This window comes from Micromonospora echinofusca, from assembly GCF_017614955.1.
GTDB classification, from domain to species: domain Bacteria; phylum Actinomycetota; class Actinomycetes; order Mycobacteriales; family Micromonosporaceae; genus Micromonospora; species Micromonospora echinofusca_A.
Genome location: NZ_WVUH01000001.1, coordinates 89759 through 112764 on the forward strand (window position 1 = coordinate 89759; position 23006 = coordinate 112764).

The following is a 23006-nucleotide window of genomic DNA, read 5'->3' on the forward strand; positions in this document are numbered from 1 at the left end:
CACTCCACGGGTGACGATGCCTCCACCGCCCGACGTACCGGGCGACCAGGGTATGACTCCATCGAAACCCGGCACGGTTGCGCCGCCGTTGGCACCGGCGAAGCGCAGCAAGGCTCTCATCGTCGGCGCCATCGCCGGGGTACTGGCTCTCTGCCTGCTCGGGACCTGCGTGGTCGCGGTCGGCGCACTGGTCGCCACCAGGATGGACGACGGCCGGCAGCCGAGCGCTGCGGACGGTCCCCCTCCCGTCTTGGTACCCACGACGCCGCCATCGCCGTCCACCGAGGAGACCTATTCCCCTCCAGAAGAGGATCCGACGACGGAGGAGGCTCCACCGCCGCCGCCCGCGAAGATCGGGCAGTGCATTGCCGTGAACGAGGACGGGGACTTCCTGGGGATCGGCAACTGCAACGGCACCAGCGGCACCTACCGGGTGGTGTCGTTGGACTACGGCCAGGGTGAGTGCGCCGATCCCGAGTCCGGGTACATCACGGAGGACGGTTACCGCCTGTGCCTGGAACTTCACCTGGTGCGCAACTACTGCTACAAATTCCCGAAGAACGACGGTTGGATCGTCGCTGCGTCGAAGTGCAAGGCGAAGGGCACGGTGCACATCATCGACATCGTCCCTGGGGCCTCGAATGGCAACAGGTGCACGCGGGACTACCGGTGGAATCGCTGGTATCGGTTCACGCACCCGACCGTCGTCTACTGTGTCATGCAGTATTAGTCTGCCGGCTGGTTGGCTGGACGACCGCCCTGGGCAGGCGAGCAGGCGATCCCTCCGGCCGGTGCTGCGACCGGCCAGCGGCCGCAGCACTGGCGCCCCTCGTCAGCTCAGCCGGTACGGCGGGAGCGGGCCAGCGCGAGCCCGCCGAGGACCGTGGCCACCAGCCCCACCACCAGGGCCAGGTATGCGCCACCGCGTCCGTTGCCGGTGCCGATGCCGCTGTCGGAGGTGGCCACCACCACCCCGCCGAGGGCCATGCCGACCAGCCCCGCCGCCAGCGCGAGGACACCGTTGGGACGTCCCCTGCCGGTACCGGCCCGGCTGGTGGGACGGGCCAGAGCCAGCCCGCCGACGATCACCCCGGCCAGCCCCAGCAGGGCGGCCACGGCTGCCCCGACGCGCCCGGCGCTCATGGTGTAGGCATCTGCGGCGGTGGCAAGCACCAGTCGTACCGATGAGGTCATCGCATTCCTTCCGTGGATACTCCGGCCTTCAGGCCGGAGAGGAAACGGATCGCCTGCGGAGCAGGACAGGGAAAGCCGGCTCGCCACCAGGGCGAACAGGCGTCAGGTACCTGCGGAGCATGGCCGAACAGATGTGCCAATCTCCGTGCGCCTGGCCGGTGACAACCAAGCCGGTCGGGCCTACCGCCGGACTGGCGGAAAGTGACGTCTGTGGAGACTGGGTAGGACCGATGGGCGGCACACCGTCCCTCGCCGGTGTTCCGGGTCGGCTGCGGTCGCTGAAGCAGAAAACTCAACCCGCGAGGGTCGAATCCCCCTGCTACAGCCTGGGGAGATGGCAAGTCCCTGTCCTCCCGTGTGGGCGTCGTACCCGAGGTCGTTGCCGTTGATCATGTCGTCGGGCGCACCGCCGGTCGTCCCCCGGACGTAGACAATCCCCGCTGCTGCGGACGGTGCTCGCGGATACCGCAGCTGCCGCAGAAACTGCGGACGTACCGCGTCTGCGGTAGGCGGCTGTTCGTCTACGCGGAGGAGCCGGTCGCGACGGGATCCGGTTAGGGTGCGCGGATGCACGTAGGACGGTCCGGCCTGCCGGCCGGTGGCAGAGACTGGGCGATCGCCGTCGGGGTGGCGGCGACGCAACTGGTCGCCGGCCTGTCCGCACCACGCGCCGACACGGGTTTCGACCTGCTCGGGTACGCGCTGCTGGTGTCCGGCGGTCTGGCGCTCGCCGCCGGTCGCCGGGCACCGGTCGCCGTTCTGGCCGTCACCGGGCTGTGCGCGGTGGGTCACCAGGCAGCCGGTCTGGACGTGCCGGTCGTCGCGTTTCTGCTCGCCGTCTACGCCGCCGTGCGGGCCGGCCACCGCGTCGTCACGGTCGTCGCGGCGGTGCTGATGCTGGCCGCTCTTCCGCTCGCGGCCCTCACGTTGCCATCGGACATCTCGGTGGGTGATGCGCTCGCCCGGGCCCGGGGCGCCCTGGAGTTGGCGTGGTTGATCGCTGCCGGCGCCGCCGGTGAAGCGCTGCGCCAGGCCGAGCAGCGCGCGGACGAAGCCGAACGCACCCGGGAGGAGACCGCGCTGCGCCGCGCCAACGAGGAGCGGCTCCACATCGCCCGGGAGCTGCACGACTCGCTCACCCACCAGATCTCGGTCATCACCGTGCAGGCCGGAGTCGCCGTCCACCTGGCCCGCAGGCGGGGGGAGCCGGTGCCGGAAGCCCTGCTGGCGATCCAGGAGGCCGGCCGTGAGGCGACCCGGGAGCTGCGGGCGACCCTGGAGGCGTTACGCGACGACGGCGGGACCCCGCCGAACGGTCTCGCCGACGTGCCGGAACTGGTGGAACGGGCCCGGTTGGCCGGCCTGGACGCGACCCTGACCACCGAGGGACAGCGGTACGACGTGCCGGCCGCCGTGCAGCGCACCGCGTACCGGATCGTGCAGGAGTCGCTCACCAACGTCGCCCGGCACGCCTCCGCCGCCACGGCCTCGGTTCTCATCGGGTACCGTCCGGACGCCCTCGCCGTCCAGGTCGACGACGACGGCAGGTCCGGGCCGGCCACCGGCGCGATGCCCGGCGTCGGGTTGCTCGGGATGCGCGAACGGGTCACCGCCCTCGGCGGCCGGCTGACGGCGGGCCCCCGCCCCGAAGGCGGGTTCACCGTCCGCGCCGACCTCCCCGTGGAGCGCACCTCATGATCCGTGTCCTGCTGGTCGACGACCAACCGCTGCTACGGAGCGGATTCCGTGCGCTCCTCGACGCCGAGGACGGCATCGAGGTGGTGGCGGAGGCCGCCGACGGCAGGCAGGCGCTGGTGCTCGCCAGGGAACACCTGCCGGACATCGCGCTCGTCGACATCCAGATGCCGGTCATGGACGGCATCGAGACGACCCGGCAGATCGCCGCAGACCCGACGCTGGCCGGGGTGCGCGTCGTCGTGTTGACCAACTACGGCCTGGACGAGTACGTCTTCCACGCGTTGCGCGCCGGCGCCGCCGGGTTCCTGGTCAAGGACATCGAGCCGGAGGACCTGCTGCACGCCGTGCGGGTCGCCGCGCGCGGCGACGTCCTGCTCGCACCGTCGATCACCCGTAAACTGATCGACCGGTACGTCACCACCGGGCCGCTTCCCGTGCCGGCTGCCGCAGCCCTGAAGGAGCTGACCAACCGCGAACGCGAGGCGGTCGCGTTGGTGGCGCAGGGGCTGTCCAACGAGGAGATCGCCACCCGACTGGTGATCAGTCCACTGACCGCGAAGACCCACGTCAACCGGGCCATGACCAAGCTCCGTGCCCGCGACCGTGCCCAACTCGTGGTGTTCGCGTACGAATCGGGCCTGGTGTCGCCGCGCTGAGGCTGACCTGACGCCCCTGGTGCGTGTGCGCTACCGCATCGATAATGATTCATCCCGGCCCGTGCGGCGAAGGAGTCCCATGCGTCGTCTTCTTGTCACGTCGGTCCTGGCAGTCCTGGCCTTCGGCCTGCTCGCTCCTGTCGCTCCCAGCACCGCCGCACCGCTGGCCCCGGCGGCGCTGGCCGCGCTGCGCGACGAGTTGGCGGCAGCGGCGCCGGTGGGCAGTGCCGCGCTGGTCGACCCCGAGACCGGGCAGGTCGTCGTACGGGTCGCTGGCCCGGCGTCGGCGCGGTTCCTCCGCAGCGCGGCCACGCACCGGCACGTCACGGTGGTCGGCGCGCCACCGGTCAGGCCCGCCGCCCTGCTGCTGGGCGGCCAGCCGATGGACAGCATCGACGGAAGGCTGTGCAGCACGGGGTTGCTACTGCTGACTGGTCGGTCATCACTAGTGCTCATAGGTTTGCTATAGCTGTGGTGTGAACTTAAGGAGTGGGCAGCGGCGACCGGCGTCTCGTACGCGACCGCGCGACGGCGGTACGAGTCCGGGACGCTACCCGTTCCTGCCTACCGACTCGGTCGGCTGATCATGGTCGGTGCGGCCCCCGACGCTGGGCGGACCGTGGTGTACGCCCGCGTTCCCTCGGCCGATCAGAAGCCGGACCTTGACCGGCAGGTCGCCCGGGTCACCGTGTGGGCCACCAGGCGACGCCTGCCGGTGGATCGGGTGGTGACCGAGGTCGGTTCGGTGCTCGACGGGCATCGCAAGAAGTTCCTCGCACTGTTGCGTGATCCGACCGTGACGACGATCGTGGTCGAGCACCGAGACCGGTTCGCCCGCTTCGGCACCGAGTACGTCGAGGCGGCCCTTGCCGCGCAGGGTCGCCGGTTGCTGGTGGTTGACCCGGCCGAGGTGGACGATGACTTCGTGGGTGACGTCACGGAGATCCTGACGTCCCTGTGTGCCCGCCTGTACGGCCGCCGCGCCGCGGCGGACCGTGCCCGCCGCGCGGTCGCGGCCGCCACCGAGGACCTGACGTGAGGACGATCCAGGCGTATCGGTTCGCGCTCGACCTCACCCCCGGTCAGGAACGTGACATCCTCGCGCACGCCGGAGCAGCCCGGGTCGCCCACAACTGGGCCCTCGCCCGGGTTAAGGCGGTCATGGGTCAGCGGGCCGCCGAGCGCACCTACGGTGTTGCTGACGAGCATCTGACCCCGACCGTGTCATGGTCACTACCCGCGCTGCGCAAGGCGTGGAACACCGCCAAGCCCGACGTCGCGCCGTGGTGGCGGGACTGCTCGAAGGAGGCGTTCAACACCGGCCTCGACGCCCTCGCCCGTGCGTTGAAGAACTGGGCCGACTCCCGAACGGGCAAACGCGCCGGCCGGCCCGTCGGGTTCCCCCGGTTCAAGTCCCGCCGCCGCACCACACCGTCGGTGCGGTTCACCACCGGCGCGATCCGGGTCGAGGCGGACCGTCAGCATGTGGTGCTTCCCCGGCTGGGGCGGCTGAAGCTGCACGAGTCCGCCCGCAAACTCGCCCGCCGCCTGGACAACGGGACCGCCCGGATCATGTCCGCGACGGTGCGCCGCGACGGCGGACGCTGGTACGTGTCGTTCACCGTTGAGGTCGAGCGCGCAGACCGCCGGCCACGCCGGCCAGGGTCGGTCGTCGGCGTGGACGTCGGCGTGAAGCACCTTGCCGTGTTGTCCACCGGCGAAATGGTGGCGAATCCGCGTCACCTCGACGACGGGCAACGCCGCCTGCGTGTGCTCGGCCGGGCGGTAGCCCGCAAGGTCGGACCGGACCGGCGGACCGGGCAGCGTCCGTCGAACCGGTGGCAGCGGGCAGCGAACCGGCTCGGCCGCGCTCACGCGCGGGTGGCGAACCTGCGCCGCGACGGCCTGCACAAGCTCACCACCTGCCTCGCCCGCGAGCACGGCACGGTCGTGGTGGAAGACCTCAACGTCGCCGGCATGCTGCGTAACCGCAGACTGGCCCGGCACATCGCCGACGCCGGGTTCGCGGAGATCCGCCGGCAACTGGCCTACAAAACCGGGTGGAACGGCGGCCGGCTGATCGTGGCCGACCGCTGGTACCCGTCGAGCAGGACGTGCTCGGGATGCGGCGCGGTGAGAACCAAACTCGCCCTGTCCGAGCGTGAATACACCTGCCAGGCGTGCGGTCTGGTCATCGACCGGGACTGCAACGCCGCCCGCAACCTGGCCGCCTTGGCGGCTGAGTACGACACCGCCGGGAGTGGCCCGGTGGCCGGACGTGGAGCCAACCGTAAGACCCCGCTCGCGGGGCGGGTGGCTGCGAAGCGTCAACCCGGCACCGCCACGGCGGGTCAGACCGGGACCGTCCCACCGCAAGGCGGGACTACCAATCGCGTGCTCACCAGAGCGCACTGAAGCGTAACGGATCATGACCCAACGTGGCAGTCAGGTGGTCTACCAGACGGGGGTCCGGGTGATCGGCGGGGTGGCCGACGTCGCGGTCGGCACGCCCGTCTGCAAGACCGGACGCACCACGGGCACCACGTGCGGGACGGTCCTGGCCAAGGACGTCACCTACAACTATCCGGACGGCATCGTCACCGGTCTCATCGAGACCGACCTGTGTGCCAAGGGCGGCGACTCCGGAGCGCCCCTGTTCAGCACCACCGGCGGGTACGGCTCACGGTCGGCGTACGGCGCCTTCGGCATCCTCTCCGGCTCCACCGGTTTCTGCGACGTACCCGGCTTCCGCTCGTCCTTCCAACCGCTGCCCGAGGTGATGTCGACCTACCAGCTCGCCCTGGCCCCCCGCTACTGAGGGCACGACCCCCGCTCCGGCCGACCGGTGGCTCCCACGGTGCCGCTGGCACCGGCTCCGGTCAGCTGAACAGCGCCCGGCCCCACCAGTCGGCGGGGTCGCGGACACCGGGCGGGCAGGCGAAGAGCGCACTGGACACGTGCCGCAGGTACTCGTTCATCGCGTCGTGCCGGGCGAGCCGGGTCTGGATCGGCACGAACTGCCTACGCGGATCCCGCTGGTACGCGATGAAGAAGAGTCCGGCGTCGAGCCGGCCCAGCCCGTCCGAGCCGTCGACGAAGTTGTAACCACGGCGGAGCAGGTGCGCGCCGCCGTTCTGCCCCGGGTGGGCGAGCCGGACGTGTGCGGTCTCGGCGATCACCGGCTGCCCGTCGTCGCCCCTGGCGGCGAAGTCCGGCTGGTCGAACTCGCCGGTCCCGCCCAGCGGGGCGCCGCGGCCCTTGGTCCGGCCGACGATCTGCTCCTGCTCGGCCAGCGGGCTGCGGTCCCAGGTCTCGATCAGCATCCGGATCTTGCGGGTGACCAGGTACGACCCGCCGGTCATCCAGTCCGGGCCGTCGCCCGGCTGCGCCCAGAGCTGCTCGCGGAGCAGGTCGGCGTCCTCGGCCTTCAGGTTGGCGGTGCCGTCCTTGAAACCGAACAGGTTGCGGGGGGTGGCCTGGTCCCGCGAGGTCGACGAGGTACGCCCGAAGCCGAGCTGGGACCAGCGGACGCTGACCACGCCCATGCCGATGCGGGCCAGGTTGCGGATGGCGTGCACCGCCACCTGCGGGTCGTTGGCGCAGGCCTGGACGCAGATGTCCCCGCCGGACAGCTCGGGCCGGAGGGCGTCCCCGGCGAAGTGCGGCAGGTCGGCCAGGGCGGCCGGCCGCCGGTCGGCGATGCCGAACCGGTCCCGACCCTCGGCGTCGCGGAACAGGGTGGGGCCGAAGCCGATGGTGAGGGTGAGCTGCGACGGCGGCAGCCCGAGCGCCTCGCCGGTGTCGTCCGGCGGGGCCTCCGGGACACCGTCGACCGCGCCGATCAGCCCGGCGTCCCGCCCGGCTGTCATCCGGGCCGCGGCGGCGGTCCACTCCTGGAGCAGGGCGACCAGCCTCGCCCGGTCCTTGGTGATCACGTCGAAGGCCACGAAGTGCAGCCGGTCCTGCGCCGGGGTGGTGATGCCGGCCTGATGTTCGCCGAGGAAGGGCACCGCCCCGGCGGCCCGGTCGGTGGCCACCGCGTGGTCGCCACCGCCGGTCAGCACACCGGCGCCGGCTGCCACCCCGGCCACGCCCGCCACGCCGATCCCGGCCATGGTGATGGCCCGCCGGCGGGACAGCCGGCTGCCGCGCGGCGCCCCGTCGGTGCCCGGTCCGCTCATCGTCCCACCTCCTGCTCGGGTCGTCATCGGGCGACGACTGCGGCTACCTTGCTGATCGGCTCGGCCAGGGCGTTGATGCTGTCGGAGAGTTCCTTCAGTTCGGCCTTGCTGAGGTCGGTGTGCAGCTTCCAGCCGTCGCCGGCCCGGTGCCTGCCGAGCACGTTCTCGACGGTGGCGAACTCGCGGTCGAGCTGGGCGACCAGGTCGGGTGAGCGCTGTTCCAGGGCCGGGCGCAGCGCCGCGACGGCCGCCTTGGAGCCCTCCAGGTTGGCGTTGAAGTCCCAGAGGTCGGTGTGCGAGTACCGCTCCTCCTCGCCGGTGATCTTCCCGCTGGCGACCTCGTCGAGGAGCGCCTTGGCGCCGTTGGCGAGCTGGAGCGGGGTGAGCCGCTCGGCGTTGGCCCTGGCGACGATGGCCTTGACGTCGGTGAGCAGCTGGTCGGCGATCGGGCCGTCCTTGCTGACGTCGCCGGTCGTCCAGAGGTCCTTCTCGATCCGGTGGAACCCGGTGAACTCCATGCCCTCCTCGACGACCTCCTCGCGGCCGTCGATCTTCGGGTCGAGGTCGCCGAAGCTCTCCGCGACCGGCTCGATCCGCTCCCAGTAGGTGCGGGCCACCGGGTACAGCGCCTTGGCCTTCGGCACGTCGTTGGCCTTGACCGCGGCCACGAACTCCTCGGTCCGGGTCAGCAGCGCGGCGGTCTGGCTCTGGACGTACCGCTGGTAGCTGGCGGTGGCCTGGCTCAGCGCGGCGTCGGGCGCGACGGTCGCGGCGGTGCCGCTGACCTTGAGGGCACCGCGGATGCCCCGGCCGCTCATGCCCGGCTTGCAGGCCGTCTCGTACGTCCCGGCGGGCAGTTCGACGCGGAGTTCGCGGGTCAGGCCGGGGGCGATGTTCTCCACCTCGCCCATCACCCGGTCACCGGCGGCGTAGACGTAGAACTCGTTGACCTTGGATCCGGAGTTGGTCACCGCGAAGGTCACCTGGCCGGCTTCGATCTCGGTGGTGCCGACCTCGCAGGTCGTGTCGCTGGCCTTGACCGCGATCGGCCCGTCGGTCTTCGCGTCCTGCTTGTCGTCACCGCCGCCACAGCCGGTCAGGCCGGCGACGGCGAGTGCCCCGGCGACGGCGGGCACGACGAGTCGGGTGGTACGCATGCTGCGGTGTCTCCTCGGAGGTGGACGTCGGGTGTGGGTGTCAGGCGGTGGCGGCGGTACCGCCGACGGTCGGTGCGGCGGGCGTGGACACCCGGTCCGGGGCGGTCGGGCCGGCCGGCTTGCGCAGGAAGAGGACGAGTACGGGGACCGCGTACGCCGCCCAGGCGACCATCTCCAGCACGCTCGGCGTGGCGGTGATGTTGAACATGCCGGCCAGCAGGGCCGCGTACCAGGTGCCCGGGTCGAGCACGGCCGAGATGTCGAAGGCGTGGGTGGCCAGGCCGGGCAGGACACCGGCCTCCTGGAAGTCGTGCACGCCGTACTTGAGGATGCCGGCGGCGACGAGGATCAGCAGCGCACCGGTCCAGGTGAAGAACGTGCCCAGGTTGAGCTTCAGGGCGCTGCGGTAGATCAGGAAGCCGATCAGCACGGCGGTGGTGATGCCGCCGACCAGGGCGATCATGGCATCGCGGCCGGCACCGCCGGCGGTGCTCTGCGCGGCGGAGTAGAAGATCAGTGCCGTCTCCAGGCCCTCCCGGACCACCGCGAGGAACGCCATCCCGGCCACCGCGAAGGCGCCCACCGCGAGCGCCTCGGACAGTTTGCCGCGCAGTTCACCGGCGATGCCCCGGGCGGCCCGGCGCATCCAGAAGATCATCCAGGTGACGAAGACGACGGCGGCCACGGAGGTGACCGCCTCGAACAGCTCCCGGGACGCCGAGGTCCGCAGCAGCGTGGTCGAGGTGTACTCGATCAGCCAGCCGAACAGCACCGAGAGCGCCACCGCCGCGCCGACGCCGAGCCACACGTGGGGCAGCCGGTTGCGGCGGTCCGACTTCACGAGGAAGGCGACCAGGATGCTGACCACCAGGGTCGCCTCCAGGCCCTCCCGTAGACCGATCAGGTATGTGGCGAACATCGAGGCTCCGTAGTTGGTTGGGCCCTCTCGGTTAAGTTAGGGCAGGCATACCTTCCTCCTGTTCGCGCATCGCGTCAAGTGGTTCCGGGGAACACCCCCGGCTCGCCGTCGAGCGGACATGCCCTGGTCAGGGCACCCTCCCCGAGGGTGGCGTGGGTCACCCGGTGGGCGGGGGAGCGCCGCCGGGCGCTCTGCGGACGTCGGTGCGGCGACCGGTCCGGTGGCACCGGTCGTAGGCTGGGAGATCATGAACCGGACGATCCTGGGCCGCCCGCTGCGTAGCGTCGCCTTCGACGCGGCCGTGGCCGGCGCGGTGGCGTTGTTCGCCGTCGCCGGAATCGTGGCCCAGCCGGGTGGCGCGTGGGCCACCCTGGTGGGGCTCGGGATGGCGACGGCGTTGCTGTTCCGGCGGATCCGTCCGTCCGCGGTGACCGCGGTGGTGGCCGTACTCGCCCTGGTCCAGGTGCTCGCCGGATGGGGTCCGCTGGCCTACGACGTCGCGGTGCTGATCGCGCTGTACAGCGTGGTCAAGTACGCCGACCGGCTGCGCGACGGGATCGTCGCCGGGGTCGTCGCGGCCGTCGGCGTGCTGCTGGGCTCCCTCCAGATGGCGGTGACCCCCCGCTGGGCCGCGACGCTCTACCTCGGGCTGGTCACCGGCGCGGTCTGGCTGGTCGGGCTGAACGTGCGCACCCGCCGGCTCTACGTGCTCAGCCTGGAGGAGCGGGCCGCCACGTTGGAACGCGAGCGGGAGGCCGAGGCGCGGGCGGCGGTGGCCGAGGAACGCACCCGGATCGCCCGGGAACTGCACGACGTGGTCGCGCACAGCATGGCCGTGATGATCGTGCAGGCCGACGGGGCGCGCTTCCTGTTCGACCACGACCCGGCGACCGCCCGCGAGGCGGTGCGGGTGGTCGCCGACACCGGCCGGCAGGCGCTGGAGGACATGCGGCGGCTGGTCGGTGTGCTGCGCGAACCGACCCCGGCCGGTCCCGTGGAGCCGCCGGCCCGGGTGGACACCGGGGTCGCCGCCGAGCCGGAGCACCGGCGTCCCGCCCTGGTCGAACTGCCCGCGCTGCTGGGCCGGTTCGAGGCGGCCGGACTGCGGGTGCGGCACACCGGACGCGGCCCGGCCGGCCTGCCGCCCGGGCTCGAACTGACCGTCTACCGGGTGGTGCAGGAGGCGCTCACCAACACCCTCAAACATGCCGGGGTCGGCGCCGCCGTCGAGGTCGTCCTCGACCAGGACCCGGCCGGTCCGGTCACCGTCGAGATCCTCGACGACGGCCGGGGCCGCCCGCCGGTCGACCCCGCCATCTCCGGCGGACACGGTCTGGTGGGCATGCGGGAACGGGTGACGGTGTACGACGGTGAGCTGACCGCAGGCCCCCGTCCGGGCGGGGGCTGGCGCGTCACCGCCCGGCTACCGGTACCGCCGACGAAGGAGCACCCGACGTGACGATCCGTGTGGTGATCGTGGACGACCAACCGCTGGTACGCGCCGGTTTCCGGATGGTGCTCGACTCGCAGCCGGACCTGACGGTGGTCGGCGAGGCGATCGACGGCGCCGACGCGCTGCGGGTGGTGTCCCGGACCGGGCCGGATGTCGTGGTCATGGACATCCGGATGCCCACCATGGACGGGGTGGAGGCGACCCGCCGGCTCTGCGCCGACCGGCCCGCCGGCCCGCCCCGGGTGCTCGTGCTCACCACCTTCGACACCGAGGCCGACGCGTTCGCCGCGCTCCGGGCCGGTGCCAGCGGCTTCCTGCTCAAGACCGTGCCGCCGGAGGAACTGCTCGCCGCGATCCGGGTGGTCGCGGCCGGGGACTCGGTGGTCGCCCCGTCGATCACCCGCCGGCTGCTGGACCGCTTCGCCGACCGGCTCGGCCCGGGCCCTGCCGCCGACCCCCGGCTGGCCCTGCTCACCGAGCGGGAGCGGGAGGTCCTGCTGCTGGTGGCCCAGGGGTTGTCCAACGCCGAGATCGCCGGTCGGGTGCACGTCGCCGAGGCGACGGTGAAGACCCACGTCGGTCGGATCCTGGCGAAGCTCCAGCTCCGCGACCGGGTCCAGGCGGTGGTGCTGGCGTACGAGAGCGGCCTGGTCACCCCGGGTACGACCTGAGACGTACCCGGCGGCCGTCCGGTACGACCTGAGGCGGACCCCGGTCGAGCGGCCAGACGGAGATCAACCGACCGGTCCCGCCCCTAGCGTCGGAGGTGTCCATACCGCCTCTCACCACGGGGAGTTCCACGTGCCCGTCGCACCCCCCGCGCCCACCACCGGTGGCGTCGCGGTCACCGCCCGAAACCTGACCCGGCGGTACGGCACCGGTCCGGCTGCGGTCGTCGCACTCGACGGCGTCGACGTCGCCTTCGGCGCCGGCCGCCTCACCGCCATCATGGGCGCCTCCGGTTCCGGGAAATCCACCCTGCTGCACTGCCTGGCCGGGCTGGACCGGCCCACCGGCGGCGCGGTCCGGATCGGGGACACCGACCTCGGCGGACTCGACGACCGGCGGCTGACCCTGCTGCGACGCGACCGGATCGGGTTCGTCTTCCAACGGTTCAACCTGCTGCCGGCGCTCACCGCAGCGGAGAACATCCAACTGCCGCTGGCCATCGCCGGCCGCCGCCCGGCAGCGGACTGGTGGGCTCAGGTGGTGACCGCGGTGGGACTGACCGACCGGCTCCGGCACCGGCCCGACGAACTCTCCGGCGGCCAGCAGCAACGGGTCGCCGTGGCCCGGGCCCTGATCACCCGACCGTGGGTGGTCTTCGCCGACGAGCCGACCGGGAACCTGGACTCCCGGTCCGGCGCCGAGGTGCTACGGCTGCTCCGCGAAGCGGTCGACACCCTCCACCAGACCGTGATCATGGTGACCCACGATCCGGTGGCCGCCGCGTACGCCGACCGGGTGGTGTTCCTCGCCGACGGACGGCTGGTCCACGACCTGACCGCACCCCGGCCGGACCAGGTGCGCGACGTCCTCGGCCGTCTCGGTGACGCCGACGCGCCGGTCGGGAACCGGTGAGCGGCATGGTCCGGCTGACCCTGCGCCTGCTGCGCGCCGACGTGCTGCGACTGCTGCTCTCCTCGCTGGCCACCGTGCTCGGTGTCGCGTTCGTCGCCGGGACGCTGATGTTCACCGACGGCATGAAGGCCGGCGCGTACGACCGGGCCGGCACCTTCGACCGGCACACCGACGTCGCCGTCGTCGCCGACCGGGCGAGCATCCCGGCCGGCGCCGTCGACCGGGTCCGGGCCCTGCCCGGGGTACGCGCCGCCGACGGCGAGTTCATCGGCACCGGTGGACTGCTCGGCGCCGACGGCCGGCCCGTGCTCGGGTACGCGGTGCTGGTCAGCATCCCGACCGAGCCGGCCCTGCGGTCGTACGACCTGGTGGCCGGGCGACTGCCGGACCGTCCCGGTGAGGTGGTGCTCGACGAGCGCACCGTGGCCGACGAGGGTTTCCGGCTGGATACGCCGGTCCGGGTCGGCGGTGCCGGTGGACCGGCCCGGCCGTACACCCTGGTCGGCACGGTCGACGTGGCCGGTACCAGCCGCGACGTCGGTGGCCCGTACATCGGGCTGGTCGGTCCGGACGCGCTGCGGGCCGCCGGTGCCCAGGGCTACGCCCGGATCCTGGTGGCCGCCGCTCCGGGCGTCCCCCCGGCGGAACTGGTGACCCGCGTCGGGTCGGCGGTCACCGGCGCCGGGGCGAGCGTGCAGACCCGGCGGCAACTGCTCGACGCCGCCGTCGAGGACGCGGTCCGTGACCTGGAGCAGTTCAACCTGGTGCTGCTGATCTTCGCGGGGGTGGCGGCGGTGGTCGCCGGGTTCGTCATCGCCAACACCTTCGCCATCGTGCTGGCCCAGCGCACCCGCCGTACCGCGCTGCTGCGCCTGGTCGGCGCGACCCGGGGTCAGCTGTTCCGGGCGACGGTGCTGGAGGCGGCGGTCGTCGGCACGGTGGCCGCCCTGGCCGGCGTGGCACTGGGCGCCGGCCTGGCGTCCGGGCTGGGCGCCGGGGCGGCGACCCTGGACCTGCCGTTCTCCGGCGGGATCGTCCTCACCGCGCCGACCGTCCTGCTCTGCCTCCTGCTGGGCGTCACGATGACCGTCGGCTCGGCGCTCCTGCCGGCCTGGCACGGTACCCGGGTGGCGCCGGTGGCCGCGCTCACCGACGCCGCGGTGCAGAGCACCCGACGGGCCGGCCCGCTCCGGCTCGTCGCGGGCGCCCTGGTCCTCGGCACCGGCGTGGCGGCACTCGCCGTGGCCGGTCCCGCCGGCCACCTGCTACCCGTCGCGGCCGGGGGAGTGCTGACCTTCTTCGGCATCGTGCTGTTCGGGCCGGTACTGGTCCCGGCACTGGTCCGGGTCCTGGGCTGGCCGGCCCGCCGCCTGCCCGGGGCGACCGCGCGACTGGCCGTGGCCAACGCCGTGCGCAACCCCCGCCGGATCGCGGCCACCGCCACCGCGCTGGTGATCGGTATCGGGCTGGTCTCCGCGTTCGTGGTCGGCGCGCACAGCACCAAGGACGGCATCGAGCGCAGCGTGGACGCCGAGATCGGGGTGGACTTCCTGGTCACGGCGGTCGGTGCGGACCTGCCCGCCGGGCTGGTCGACGAACTGCACGCCCGACCCGAACTGGGCGTGGTCCACGAGTGGCGGGAGGTGGTCCGCGACGGCGTCCGGGTCCGGGCCGCCCACCCCGCACTGGTCGCGCGTGCTGCGCCACCGGTGGTCGCCGGTGACCTCGGCCGGTTCGGTCCGGGCACCGTGCTGGTGCACCGGGAACTGGCCACGGCACGGGGCTGGACGGTCGGCGCCACCGTCACCGTCGCCGGCACCCCACTGCGGATCGCCGCCGTGGTCCCCGGTGGCGACGAGGGACCGGCGGTGGGCGGCGCCCCGGTCCCATCCGGGCACGTCGTCGAGGTCGCCGACGCCGACTTCACCCGGTTGTTCCCCACCGAGCGGGGCCAGCTGGCCGAGGTCCAACAGGTCGACGGCATCTCCGCGCCACAGGCCCGCGAGGTGATCGAGTCGGTGGTGAGCCGGTACCCGACGGCCAACCTGATGGACCAGTCGGCGTACAAGAAAATGCTCACCGGCACAGTGGACATGCTGCTGGCCTTCGTCACCGCGCTGCTCGGCCTCGCGGTGGTGATCGCCCTGGTCGGCGTGGCCAACACGCTGAGCCTGTCGGTGCTGGAACGGACCCGGGAGAACGCGGTGCTGCGGGCCGTCGGGCTGACCCGGGGTCGACTGCGCGCGATGCTGGCCGTCGAGGCGGTGCTGGTCGCGGTGGTCGGCGCGGTGCTCGGCATCGGCCTCGGTACGGCGGTCAGCGCCAGCGCGATGGCCGTGCTCAACCGGATCGGCGGGGACTTCGACGTGGTGCTGCCCTGGGGACAGATCGGCCTGATCCTGGCGGTGGCCGCGCTGGCGGCACTCGCCGCGTCGGTCCTGCCGGCCCGCCGGGCCGTGCGACGGCCGGTGGTCCAGGCGCTGGCCGGGGACTGACCCGACCGCCCGGCCACGCCGATCGGAGCCCGTGCGGCTCCGATCGGCGTGGCCGTCGGGGCACCGCGCCGCCCGATCTCCGTCCGGGCGACACCTTTCACCAAATTAATCGACATGGTTAAATTTCTTCATGCGTCGAGGTCTCGCCGGGGTGGTAGCCGCGCTCCTGATCAGTCCCTTCGTCGTCGCGCCGGACAGCGCCTCCGCAGTGACCACGCCCCCTGCGGCGGTCATCGCCAGCGACTTCCCCGACCCCGACGTCATCAAGGTCGGCGGCACCTACTACGCCTACTCGACCAACAACAGCCACGGGAACGTGCCGGTGGCCACCGCCACCTCGCTGACCGGGCCGTGGACCCGGCGGCCGGATGCGCTACCGACCCTGGGCGCCTGGGCCAGCGGCGGCCTGACCTGGGCACCCGACGTCTCCCCGCGCGCCGACGGCCGGTACCTGCTCTACTACACCGCCCGCAGCGCGGCCGTCGGGCGGCAGTGCATCGGCGCGGCGGTGGCCACGTCACCGCTGGGTCCGTTCGCCCCCGTCGGCACCGGACCGCTGATCTGCAACGGCGCCGAGGGCGGCGACATCGACGCGTCCAGCTTCACCGACAGCGACGGCGCGCGGTACCTGCTCTACAAGGACGACGGCAACGCGATCGGCCAGCCGACCAGCCTGTGGCTGCAACGGGTCGCCGCCGACGGCGTCACCCTCCAGGGCACCCGGGTGGAACTGGTCCGCAGCGGCCTGCCGGAGGAGGCCGGCATCGTGGAAGCACCGGTACTGACCAGGGTCGGCGCCCGGTACGTGCTCTTCTACTCCCTCGGCGGGTACGGCGGCGACGAGTACCAGACCAGCTACGCGACCGCCACCTCGCTCACCGGCCCGTACACCAAGGCGTACCGGTCCCTGCTGACCACGGCCAGCCTGGACGGCGCGGTACGCGGACCCGGCGGCGCCGACGTCGTCCGCGAGGCCGGCGGCGACCACCTGGTCTTCCACGGCTGGATCAACAACTACTCGGCACGCGGCATGTACGTGGCCGCGCTCGGCTGGGCCGGCGAGTACCCCGTCGTCCGGGGCAGCCGGGTGCGGTACGAGGCGGAGCGGGGAGTTCTCCACCACTGCGCGGCCCGGAGCACCACGACCGCCTCGCAGGGACAGGTGGTCGCCTACCTCGACTACGCCGACAGTTGGGTCGACATCACCGTCTTCGCCCCCCGCACCGGCAGCTACACCGCCCACATCGCGTACGCCGCCGGCTACGGGGACGCCCAGCACACCCTGACCGTCAACGGGGGAGCGGCCCAGGTGGTCACCTACGCGAACACCGGCTGGGAGAACTGGCGACAGGTCCGCGCCGACATCACGCTCACCGCCGGCTTCAACACCCTGCGGCTCAACCACCTCAGCCGCTGGGCGGAGATCGACTTCGTCGAGGTGGCATAGCGGGTACGACCGGGGCCTGCCGGTAAACGGTTCGCCGTCCACGCGGGGGCTGCCTAGCATCGGCAGCCATGAACGACGACGCCGTCGCCGGCTGGACGCAGGGTGTCACCCGGGTCGCGGTCCTGACCGGGGCGGGTATCTCCACGGACTCGGGCATCCCCGACTACCGTGGCCCGGACGGGGTGTGGACCCGCGATCCGGCCGCCGCCGAGGTCTTCACCCGTACCCACTTCATGTCCGACCCGGCGGTACGTGCCCGCTTCTGGCGTACCTACCTGGGCCATGCCGCCTGGCATGCCGAACCCAACGCCGCCCACCGCGCCCTGGCGGCCCTGGAGGACGACGGTTGCGCCGTCCGCATCCTGACCCAGAACATCGACGGTCTGCACCAGAAGGCGGGGTCCGCGCCCCGTAAGGTGCTGGAACTGCACGGCAGCATGCGCGAGGTGCACTGCACCACCTGCCGCGTCCGGACCCCGACGGCGGACACCCTGGCCCGGGTCGCGGCGGGGGAGACAGATCCCCGGTGCACCACCTGCGGCGGGATCCTCAAGCTGGGGGTGGTCCTGTTCGGCGAACACCTCGACCCGCAGGTGGTGTCCCTGGCGGAACAGATCGCCCGGGCCTGCCAGCTCATGCTCGTCGTCGGCAGTTCCCTCCAGGTGGAACCAGCCGCGTCCCTGTGCGCCGTCGCGGTCGACGCCGGCGCCCGCCTCGTCATCGTCAACCGCGATCCCACCCCCTACGACGACCTGGCCGACGGGCTGGTACGCGAACCCATCGGCGTCGCGCTGCCCCGGATCACCGCGGCGCTCACCCGTGCCCTACCGGACGCCACCCGGGCCAGCCGCTGACCCGTCCGTCGGCAGCGGTGCGGGTGGACGTCCGGGGCCGGCCGGCCGAAAACCGGTTGCCGCCCGGGGCGGGCTTCGGCACCGTGATGGCCATGAGGCTCTGACGGACGCATTCCACTCGCTGTGACCCCCCGGCGCCGACCCGCGCCGTGACGCCGTCCGCCCGTACCCCGTTCCCGCGAAGAGAGCATCCTTGTCTGCGCAGCCCTCCCGGCAGGAAACCCTGCCGCAGCCCACCCCGACCACCAGCCCGGCCACCGTCCGGGTCTTCGCCTCCCCGACGAGCTGGATCGAGTCCGACGCCGTCACCCAGTGCCACCAGGTGGCCGCCCTCGACGGCATGATCCACGTCGCCGCGATGCCGGACCTGCATCCCGGCAAGGGTGCCCCCATCGGCGCGGCGATGTCGTCCACCCTGCTGTACCCGCACCTGGTGGGCTCCGACATCGGCTGCGGCATCGCCGTGTTCCCCATCAGGCTCAAGCGGGTCGTACCCGAGAGGCTCGCCGCCCGGTTCCCCGACCTCGACCGCGCGCTCTGCCCCGACCGGGACGCCGACGATCCGGCCTGGGCAGTCGTCGACGGTGACGTTCCCGCCGGCCACGTCGAGGGCCTCGGCACGGTCGGCCGGGGCAACCACTTCGTCGAGTTGGCGCGGATCGGGGCGGTCACCGAAGCGGGCCACGCCGACCGGCTCGGTCTCACCCCGGACGACCTCGTCCTCGTCGTGCACAGCGGATCCCGGGGGCTCGGCGAGCAGATCCTGCGCGCACACACCGCCGTCCACGGCGCCGGCCCCGCCCCGGACCCCGACGCCTACCTGGCGAGGCACGACGCCGCCGTCCGCTGGGGGTCGCTCAACCGGCGGCTGCTGGCCGCCCGCGTCGCGTACGCGCTGGGCGCCGAACCGGCCGCACCGGTCGTCGACCAGTGCCACAACCTCGTCGAGGTCCGCGACGGACGGTACCTGCACCGCAAGGGGGCGGCCCCGGGCGACGGCCGTGACGTACTCGTCGCCGGCACCCGGGGCACCCACTCCTATCTCGTCGCCGCGCACGCCGGCCCGGACGCCAACCACTCGGTGGCGCACGGCGCGGGTCGCAAGATGTCCCGCGCCGACGCTCTGCGCCGGGGCCGGGCCAAGCACACGGTCGAGGAGTTGCGCCGCACGCCGGTGGGGTCGCTGGTGGTGTGCGGTGACCGGCAACTGCTCTTCGAGGAGGCGCCGACGGCGTACAAGCGCATCGAGCAGGTCATCGCCGACCTCGTCGACCACGACCTGGCCACGCCGGTGGCCACCACGGTTCCGCTGGTCACCTACAAGACCCCCGACGCCGCGTCCCGCCCGGACCCCCGGGACCGTCGTCTCCGGCGGGGCCGGTCGTGAGCGTCCACCTGCTCCTGTCGGCCGGCCGGGGCCCGCAGGAGTGCGCCTGGGCGCTGGCCCGGCTGCTGCGCCGGCTGGAGGCCGACGCCCACCGACAGGACCTGGCGACCGACCGGGTCGAGACGGTCGCCGGGGACCGGCCGGGCACCTACCGGTCGGTACTGGTCCGGATCACCGGGGCCGGCGCCGAGGCGTTCGCCGCCTCGTGGACCGGGACGCTGTGCTGGCAGGCGCCCAGCCCCTACCGGTCCGGTACCGGCCGCAAGAACTGGTACGTGACCGCCCGACCCTGCCAGGTCGACGCCCCCCGTACGACGTTCACCGAAGCCGACGTCGACGTCGTCGCCTGCCGGACCGGCGGCCCCGGCGGCCAGCACCGGAACAAGGCGAGCACGGCCGTCCGGGCGACCCACCGTCCCACTGGGACCGTCGTGGTGGTCGACACCGAGCGGCAGTTCAGCCTCAACCGTCGCATCGCCCTGGACCTGCTGCGGCAGCGCCTCGCCCACGGCGACGAGACGGCGGAACGGGCTGTCACCACCGCCCGCTGGCGCATCCACGACGAGCTGGTACGCGGCAACCCCAGCCGCATCGAACGCCCCGGGCCGGCGTAACCGGCAGGCGACCACCGCTGGCAGCTCACGGTGTAAGGTGCGCTACCCGAGGTGACGATCGGATGAGGATTCGCCCACGGTCGACGCCGAGGCCAACCGGGCACCACCCCACCTGGTGCCAGCCATGCGTCCGATGAGGGACGGGACGCGGTCGTGGGCGCCAGCACTCTCCACGCCCCAGGGTCGCGTGATGTTCCAGCCGGCGTACCCGATTCGCGCCGCGCGGCTCGCCCTGCGCCCGGCCATGTCCCCTGATCCGTCGGTCAGCTCCGAGGCCTGTCGGGTTGACGGTGACCAGCCAGGAGACCAAGATCACAGCTTGGGCCGTCGCGCAGTCGGGGCCCTTCCCGGCGGCGCGGACGGCATGATGGGCATGATCGGACTTCCGGGCCGACGGTGCGCGTCGCCAATGGATGGCCGCCCATCACGTGCTCGCCGCGATCGTCGGAGGGGAGACCGACCGTGCCGGACGGACAGCTCCCCGGCGACGACCTGCGCCCCGGCGACAGACCGGACGCGGGCGCCCGCGCCGACCCGGGTACCCGCCGACCCGCCCTGGTGGGACGCGCCGGGGAGACCGCACAACTGATCGGTTTTGCCCGGCAGGCATCCGACGGGCGGGGCCTCGCGGTCATCGTCGAAGGCGATCCCGGCATGGGTAAGTCCACCATGCTCGCCATGCTCGCCGCCCACTGTCGTGGCAACGGCCTGCGGGTCTGCCACGGCAAAGCCGACGAACTGCAACAACGGCTGCCGTTCGCGGCGATCGGCGCGTGTCTCGGTGCCTGGTCCGCACGCCGGGAACCCGACGTCGACGCCCTGGCCGGCCTGCTGCGCGGCGACGCCGGGGTACGGCTCGCCTCGGTCGGTGCCGCCGACCGGCACTTCGTGGTCACCGAGGCGATCTCGGAACTGCTCGACCGGTGGTGTGCCGACGACCCGGTCGCCCTCCTGCTCGACGACCTGCACTGGGCCGACGAGTCCAGCCTGCTGGCACTGCACCGGCTCGGCCCGATGCTCGACCGCTGCCCCCTGCTGATCGTCGTCACCGTCCGTCCAGGACCCCGCTCGGCGGCCCTCGACGGTCTGCTGCGCAGCCTCGTGGCCCGGGGCGCCCGGTCGCTCCGGCTCGGCCCCCTCGACCAGGACGCCGTCGGTGAACTGGTACACCACCTCCTGGGCGCCCGACCCGGCCCACGGCTGATGGCACTGATCGCGGGGGCCGGCGGCAACCCGATGCAGGTCACCGAGTGGATCACGGTGCTCCGCCGCGACCGGCACCTCGGCGTCACCGGCGACCAGATCGACCTGGTCGGCTCCGACGACGGGTCCGGGACCGGTGTCACGGGCGCCCTGATGGGTACCATCTCCCAACGCCTCGACGTCGGTTCCCGGGACGCCCGCGAGGTGCTGCGGGTGGCCGCCCTGCTCGGCTCCGGCTTCGACGTCGGCGAACTCTCGGTGGTCCTCGGCAAACCGACCATCGAGCTGTGGGAGGTACTGACCGAAGCGGTCGACGCCGGCGTGCTGGTCGATGACGGTGAACGCCTGGTCTTCCGGCACGACCTGCTCCGCCAGGCCCTCGCCGCAGAACTGCCGGCCGCCCTCCGGGCCGCCCTGCAACTCCAGATCGGCCAGGCCCTGGCGGCCTCCGGCGCTCTGCCGGAACGGGTGGCCGAGCGGCTGCTCGCCGCCACCACGCTCGACGGCCGGGCACTGGACTGGCTGGTCGAACAGAGCCGCCCGCTGACCCGACGCGCACCCGACCTGGCGATCGATCTCGTCCACCGGGCCCTGGGTGTCCTCCGCCCCGGTGACCCCCGGGCACCACTGCTGCGTAACCATCTGGCCTGGGCGTTGCTCTACGCGGGCCGGGCCGCCGACGCGGCCGACGCGGCGCGGGCGGCGCTCGCCGCCGACCGCGAACCGGCCCACGTCGTGTCCCTGCACCTGCTCGTCGCCCTGGCCCACTTTTATCGCGGCGACGTGGTCGCGGCCCGTGCGGAGGCCGAACGGGCACTGGCCGTGCCACAGGTGACCTCCGCCGAGGAGATCCGGGTGCGGGCCCTCATCGCCGGCTGCGACCTGTTCCTGGGCGACCTCGACGCCGTGACCCAGGTCAGTGACGCCATGGCCGACCGCACCCACCACCCGCGCGTCCGGGCCCACGGGCTCGCCCTGCGTTCCTGCGTGCTGCTCGCACGTCGCCGCGTCGCGGCGGCACTCGACACCATCACCGAGGCCATCGCCCTCACCGGGGCGGTCGAGTCGTGGGACCACCGGCAGATCAGCCCGTACCTGATCCAGGGCGTCTGCCTGGTCGAACTCGACCGGTACGCCGAGGCCGAAACCGCCCTCGGCGAGGCCCTGCGGACCAGCCAGCAGGGCGCCGACTTCCTGCCGCTGGCCTGGTGCCGCTGGGTCCGGGCCGACATCCGGTTCCTCGACGGCCGCTGGGACGAGGTGCTCGCGGAGGTCGGGGCGGGCCTCCAGGCCACCGACTACGTCGACGTCGCACAGATGCTGCACGGTGTCGACGGGGTCGTGGCGCTGCACCGGGGCCGGATACCGACCCTGCCCACCGACGACCACACCGACCGGCCGGGATGCTGGCGCCACCAGTGGGTCACCGCGCTGGCCCGGGAGGCACAGGGACACCCCGACGAGGCGTTGACGCTGCTCCTCGCCGCCTGGGACCAACGTCTGACGGCGGTCACCGACCAGAACCTGCACCTGATCTGGCCGGACATCGCCCGTCTGGCGCTGATCGTCGACCGCCCCGCGTCGATCGGGGCACTACCGTCCGAGACGGCGGCGTTCGCCGAGGACGCCCCGGCGGCCAGCAGCAGAGCGGTGCACCTGCTCGTCGAGGGCGTCGTCGATGCCGATCCGGGGCGGATCCGCTCGGCCGCAGGCTGGTACGCCGCCGCCGGTCGTCCGCTCGGCGAGGCGTACGCATGGGAGTGCGCCGCGATCCTGCTGGCCCGGGCGGACCGACCCGCCGACGCCCGACCGGCGCTGGACCGGGCACTCGCCGGGTACGACGCCCTCGGGGCGGTCTGGGACGCCGACCGTGCGGTGACGTACCTGGCCGAGCTGGGGGTACGCCGTCGGGGTCGCCCCCGGACCCGGCCGCGCTCCGGGTGGGACGCGCTGACCGGTACCGAGCGGCGGATCGCCGAACTGGTGGCGGGCGGAAGATCCAACCCGGACATCGCCGCCGACCTGCACCTGTCACCGCGTACCGTGCAGCACCACGTGTCGAGCGTCCTCGCCAAGCTGGGACTCTCCTCACGGGTGGAACTCGTGGCCCTGGCATTTCAGCGTGACGCGGACAACGGTGGTCCGGGCCAGCGGTGACGCCGTTCCT

At 72.8% G+C, this 23006-nt stretch carries 20 protein-coding genes; 16 read left to right on the forward strand and 4 right to left on the reverse strand.

The features are described from left to right. The first annotated feature begins 10 nt into the window (after window positions 1–10). Window positions 11–730 (forward strand): hypothetical protein, encoded by a 720-nt coding sequence (locus GSF22_RS00310; protein WP_208810541.1) that lies wholly within the window; start codon window positions 11–13, stop codon window positions 728–730. A 107-nt stretch (window positions 731–837) separates the two neighbouring features. Here GSF22_RS00310 and GSF22_RS00315 read toward each other — a convergent pair whose 3' ends face one another. Then, on the reverse strand, window positions 838–1194 hold the full coding sequence (locus GSF22_RS00315; protein ID WP_208810542.1) for a DUF6223 family protein: 357 nt from the start codon (window positions 1192–1194) through the stop codon (window positions 838–840). Window positions 1195–1761: 567 nt separating this feature from the next. Between GSF22_RS00315 and GSF22_RS00320 the strand changes: the two genes are divergently transcribed. The 6 genes from GSF22_RS00320 (at window position 1762) to GSF22_RS00345 (ending at window position 6366) form a co-directional block, all read left to right on the forward strand. Continuing rightward, window positions 1762–2892, forward strand: a complete 1131-nt coding sequence (locus GSF22_RS00320) for a sensor histidine kinase (RefSeq protein WP_208810543.1) — start codon at window positions 1762–1764, stop codon at window positions 2890–2892. Then, window positions 2889–3548 (forward strand): response regulator, encoded by a 660-nt coding sequence (locus tag GSF22_RS00325; protein ID WP_208810544.1) that lies wholly within the window; start codon window positions 2889–2891, stop codon window positions 3546–3548. Before GSF22_RS00320 ends, GSF22_RS00325 begins: the two co-directional genes overlap by 4 nt. Before the next feature lie 79 nt (window positions 3549–3627). Further along, entirely contained in the window at window positions 3628–4017 is a 390-nt protein-coding gene (locus GSF22_RS00330) for a hypothetical protein (RefSeq protein ID WP_208810545.1), read from the forward strand. After that, on the forward strand, window positions 4018–4587 hold the full coding sequence (locus tag GSF22_RS00335) for an IS607 family transposase (RefSeq protein WP_208810567.1): 570 nt from the start codon (window positions 4018–4020) through the stop codon (window positions 4585–4587). Next, a complete protein-coding gene (gene tnpB, locus GSF22_RS00340; protein WP_208810546.1) occupies window positions 4584–5963 on the forward strand; it encodes an IS607 family element RNA-guided endonuclease TnpB in 1380 nt (459 codons plus the stop codon). The genes GSF22_RS00335 and tnpB overlap by 4 nt, the downstream gene beginning before the upstream one ends. Before the next feature lie 13 nt (window positions 5964–5976). Next, window positions 5977–6366: a trypsin-like serine protease gene (locus tag GSF22_RS00345; RefSeq protein ID WP_208810547.1), complete on the forward strand. Its 390-nt coding sequence runs from the start codon at window positions 5977–5979 to the stop codon at window positions 6364–6366. Between the two features lie 61 nt (window positions 6367–6427). On the opposite strand, the gene efeB is transcribed toward GSF22_RS00345, so the two are convergent. From efeB to efeU, 3 genes are read right to left on the reverse strand one after another with little or no spacing between them, the layout of a single operon-like run. Then, complete coding sequence (gene efeB / locus GSF22_RS00350) at window positions 6428–7729, reverse strand: iron uptake transporter deferrochelatase/peroxidase subunit (RefSeq protein WP_244365612.1); 1302 nt, start codon at window positions 7727–7729, stop codon at window positions 6428–6430. Window positions 7730–7752: 23 nt separating this feature from the next. After that, complete coding sequence (gene efeO / locus GSF22_RS00355) at window positions 7753–8886, reverse strand: iron uptake system protein EfeO (RefSeq protein WP_208810549.1); 1134 nt, start codon at window positions 8884–8886, stop codon at window positions 7753–7755. A 40-nt stretch (window positions 8887–8926) separates the two neighbouring features. Beyond that, complete coding sequence (gene efeU / locus GSF22_RS00360; RefSeq protein WP_208810550.1) at window positions 8927–9805, reverse strand: iron uptake transporter permease EfeU; 879 nt, start codon at window positions 9803–9805, stop codon at window positions 8927–8929. Window positions 9806–10052: 247 nt separating this feature from the next. On the opposite strand from efeU, the gene GSF22_RS00365 reads away from it, so the two are divergent. From GSF22_RS00365 to GSF22_RS35295, 9 genes are all read left to right on the forward strand, one after another. Continuing rightward, on the forward strand, window positions 10053–11264 hold the full coding sequence (locus GSF22_RS00365; protein ID WP_208810551.1) for a sensor histidine kinase: 1212 nt from the start codon (window positions 10053–10055) through the stop codon (window positions 11262–11264). Beyond that, window positions 11261–11929, forward strand: coding sequence for a response regulator (locus tag GSF22_RS00370; RefSeq protein ID WP_208810552.1), 669 nt, complete (start codon window positions 11261–11263; stop codon window positions 11927–11929). The genes GSF22_RS00365 and GSF22_RS00370 overlap by 4 nt, the downstream gene beginning before the upstream one ends. A gap of 130 nt (window positions 11930–12059) precedes the next feature. After that, window positions 12060–12839 (forward strand): ABC transporter ATP-binding protein, encoded by a 780-nt coding sequence (locus tag GSF22_RS00375; protein ID WP_208810553.1) that lies wholly within the window; start codon window positions 12060–12062, stop codon window positions 12837–12839. Between the two features lie 5 nt (window positions 12840–12844). Then, window positions 12845–15334 carry an ABC transporter permease gene (locus tag GSF22_RS00380; protein WP_208810554.1) on the forward strand — a complete coding sequence of 830 codons (2490 nt, stop codon included), beginning with the start codon at window positions 12845–12847 and terminating at the stop codon, window positions 15332–15334. Window positions 15335–15464: 130 nt separating this feature from the next. After that, the gene (locus GSF22_RS00385) at window positions 15465–16781 is read left to right on the forward strand and encodes a family 43 glycosylhydrolase (protein ID WP_208810555.1); all 1317 of its coding nucleotides are present in this window, start codon (window positions 15465–15467) and stop codon (window positions 16779–16781) included. A 68-nt stretch (window positions 16782–16849) separates the two neighbouring features. Then, window positions 16850–17635: an SIR2 family NAD-dependent protein deacylase gene (locus tag GSF22_RS00390; protein ID WP_208810556.1), complete on the forward strand. Its 786-nt coding sequence runs from the start codon at window positions 16850–16852 to the stop codon at window positions 17633–17635. Window positions 17636–17828: 193 nt separating this feature from the next. Continuing rightward, window positions 17829–19022 carry an RNA ligase RtcB family protein gene (locus GSF22_RS00395; protein ID WP_208810557.1) on the forward strand — a complete coding sequence of 398 codons (1194 nt, stop codon included), beginning with the start codon at window positions 17829–17831 and terminating at the stop codon, window positions 19020–19022. Continuing rightward, window positions 19019–19636, forward strand: a complete 618-nt coding sequence (gene prfH / locus GSF22_RS00400) for a peptide chain release factor H (protein ID WP_208810558.1) — start codon at window positions 19019–19021, stop codon at window positions 19634–19636. Before GSF22_RS00395 ends, prfH begins: the two co-directional genes overlap by 4 nt. A gap of 462 nt (window positions 19637–20098) precedes the next feature. Then, complete coding sequence (locus tag GSF22_RS35295; protein ID WP_208810559.1) at window positions 20099–22996, forward strand: ATP-binding protein; 2898 nt, start codon at window positions 20099–20101, stop codon at window positions 22994–22996. The last annotated feature ends 10 nt before the right edge of the window (window positions 22997–23006 follow it).

What these genes read in the sequence shown, in the direction of transcription:
- GSF22_RS00330 (WP_208810545.1), top strand. Translation starts at nt 3,628, where the DNA reads ATGCGTCGTCTTCTTGTCACGTCGGTCCTGGCAGTCCTGGCCTTCGGC.
- GSF22_RS00365 (WP_208810551.1), top strand. Translation starts at nt 10,053, where the DNA reads ATGAACCGGACGATCCTGGGCCGCCCGCTGCGTAGCGTCGCCTTCGAC.
- GSF22_RS00385 (WP_208810555.1), top strand. Translation starts at nt 15,465, where the DNA reads ATGCGTCGAGGTCTCGCCGGGGTGGTAGCCGCGCTCCTGATCAGTCCC.
- GSF22_RS00345 (WP_208810547.1), top strand. Translation starts at nt 5,977, where the DNA reads ATGACCCAACGTGGCAGTCAGGTGGTCTACCAGACGGGGGTCCGGGTG.
- GSF22_RS00315 (WP_208810542.1), bottom strand. Translation starts at nt 1,194, where the DNA reads ATGACCTCATCGGTACGACTGGTGCTTGCCACCGCCGCAGATGCCTAC.
- efeO (WP_208810549.1), bottom strand. Translation starts at nt 8,886, where the DNA reads ATGCGTACCACCCGACTCGTCGTGCCCGCCGTCGCCGGGGCACTCGCC.
- GSF22_RS00380 (WP_208810554.1), top strand. Translation starts at nt 12,845, where the DNA reads ATGGTCCGGCTGACCCTGCGCCTGCTGCGCGCCGACGTGCTGCGACTG.
- GSF22_RS00320 (WP_208810543.1), top strand. Translation starts at nt 1,762, where the DNA reads ATGCACGTAGGACGGTCCGGCCTGCCGGCCGGTGGCAGAGACTGGGCG.
- efeB (WP_244365612.1), bottom strand. Translation starts at nt 7,729, where the DNA reads ATGAGCGGACCGGGCACCGACGGGGCGCCGCGCGGCAGCCGGCTGTCC.
- efeU (WP_208810550.1), bottom strand. Translation starts at nt 9,805, where the DNA reads ATGTTCGCCACATACCTGATCGGTCTACGGGAGGGCCTGGAGGCGACC.
- GSF22_RS00390 (WP_208810556.1), top strand. Translation starts at nt 16,850, where the DNA reads ATGAACGACGACGCCGTCGCCGGCTGGACGCAGGGTGTCACCCGGGTC.
- GSF22_RS00325 (WP_208810544.1), top strand. Translation starts at nt 2,889, where the DNA reads ATGATCCGTGTCCTGCTGGTCGACGACCAACCGCTGCTACGGAGCGGA.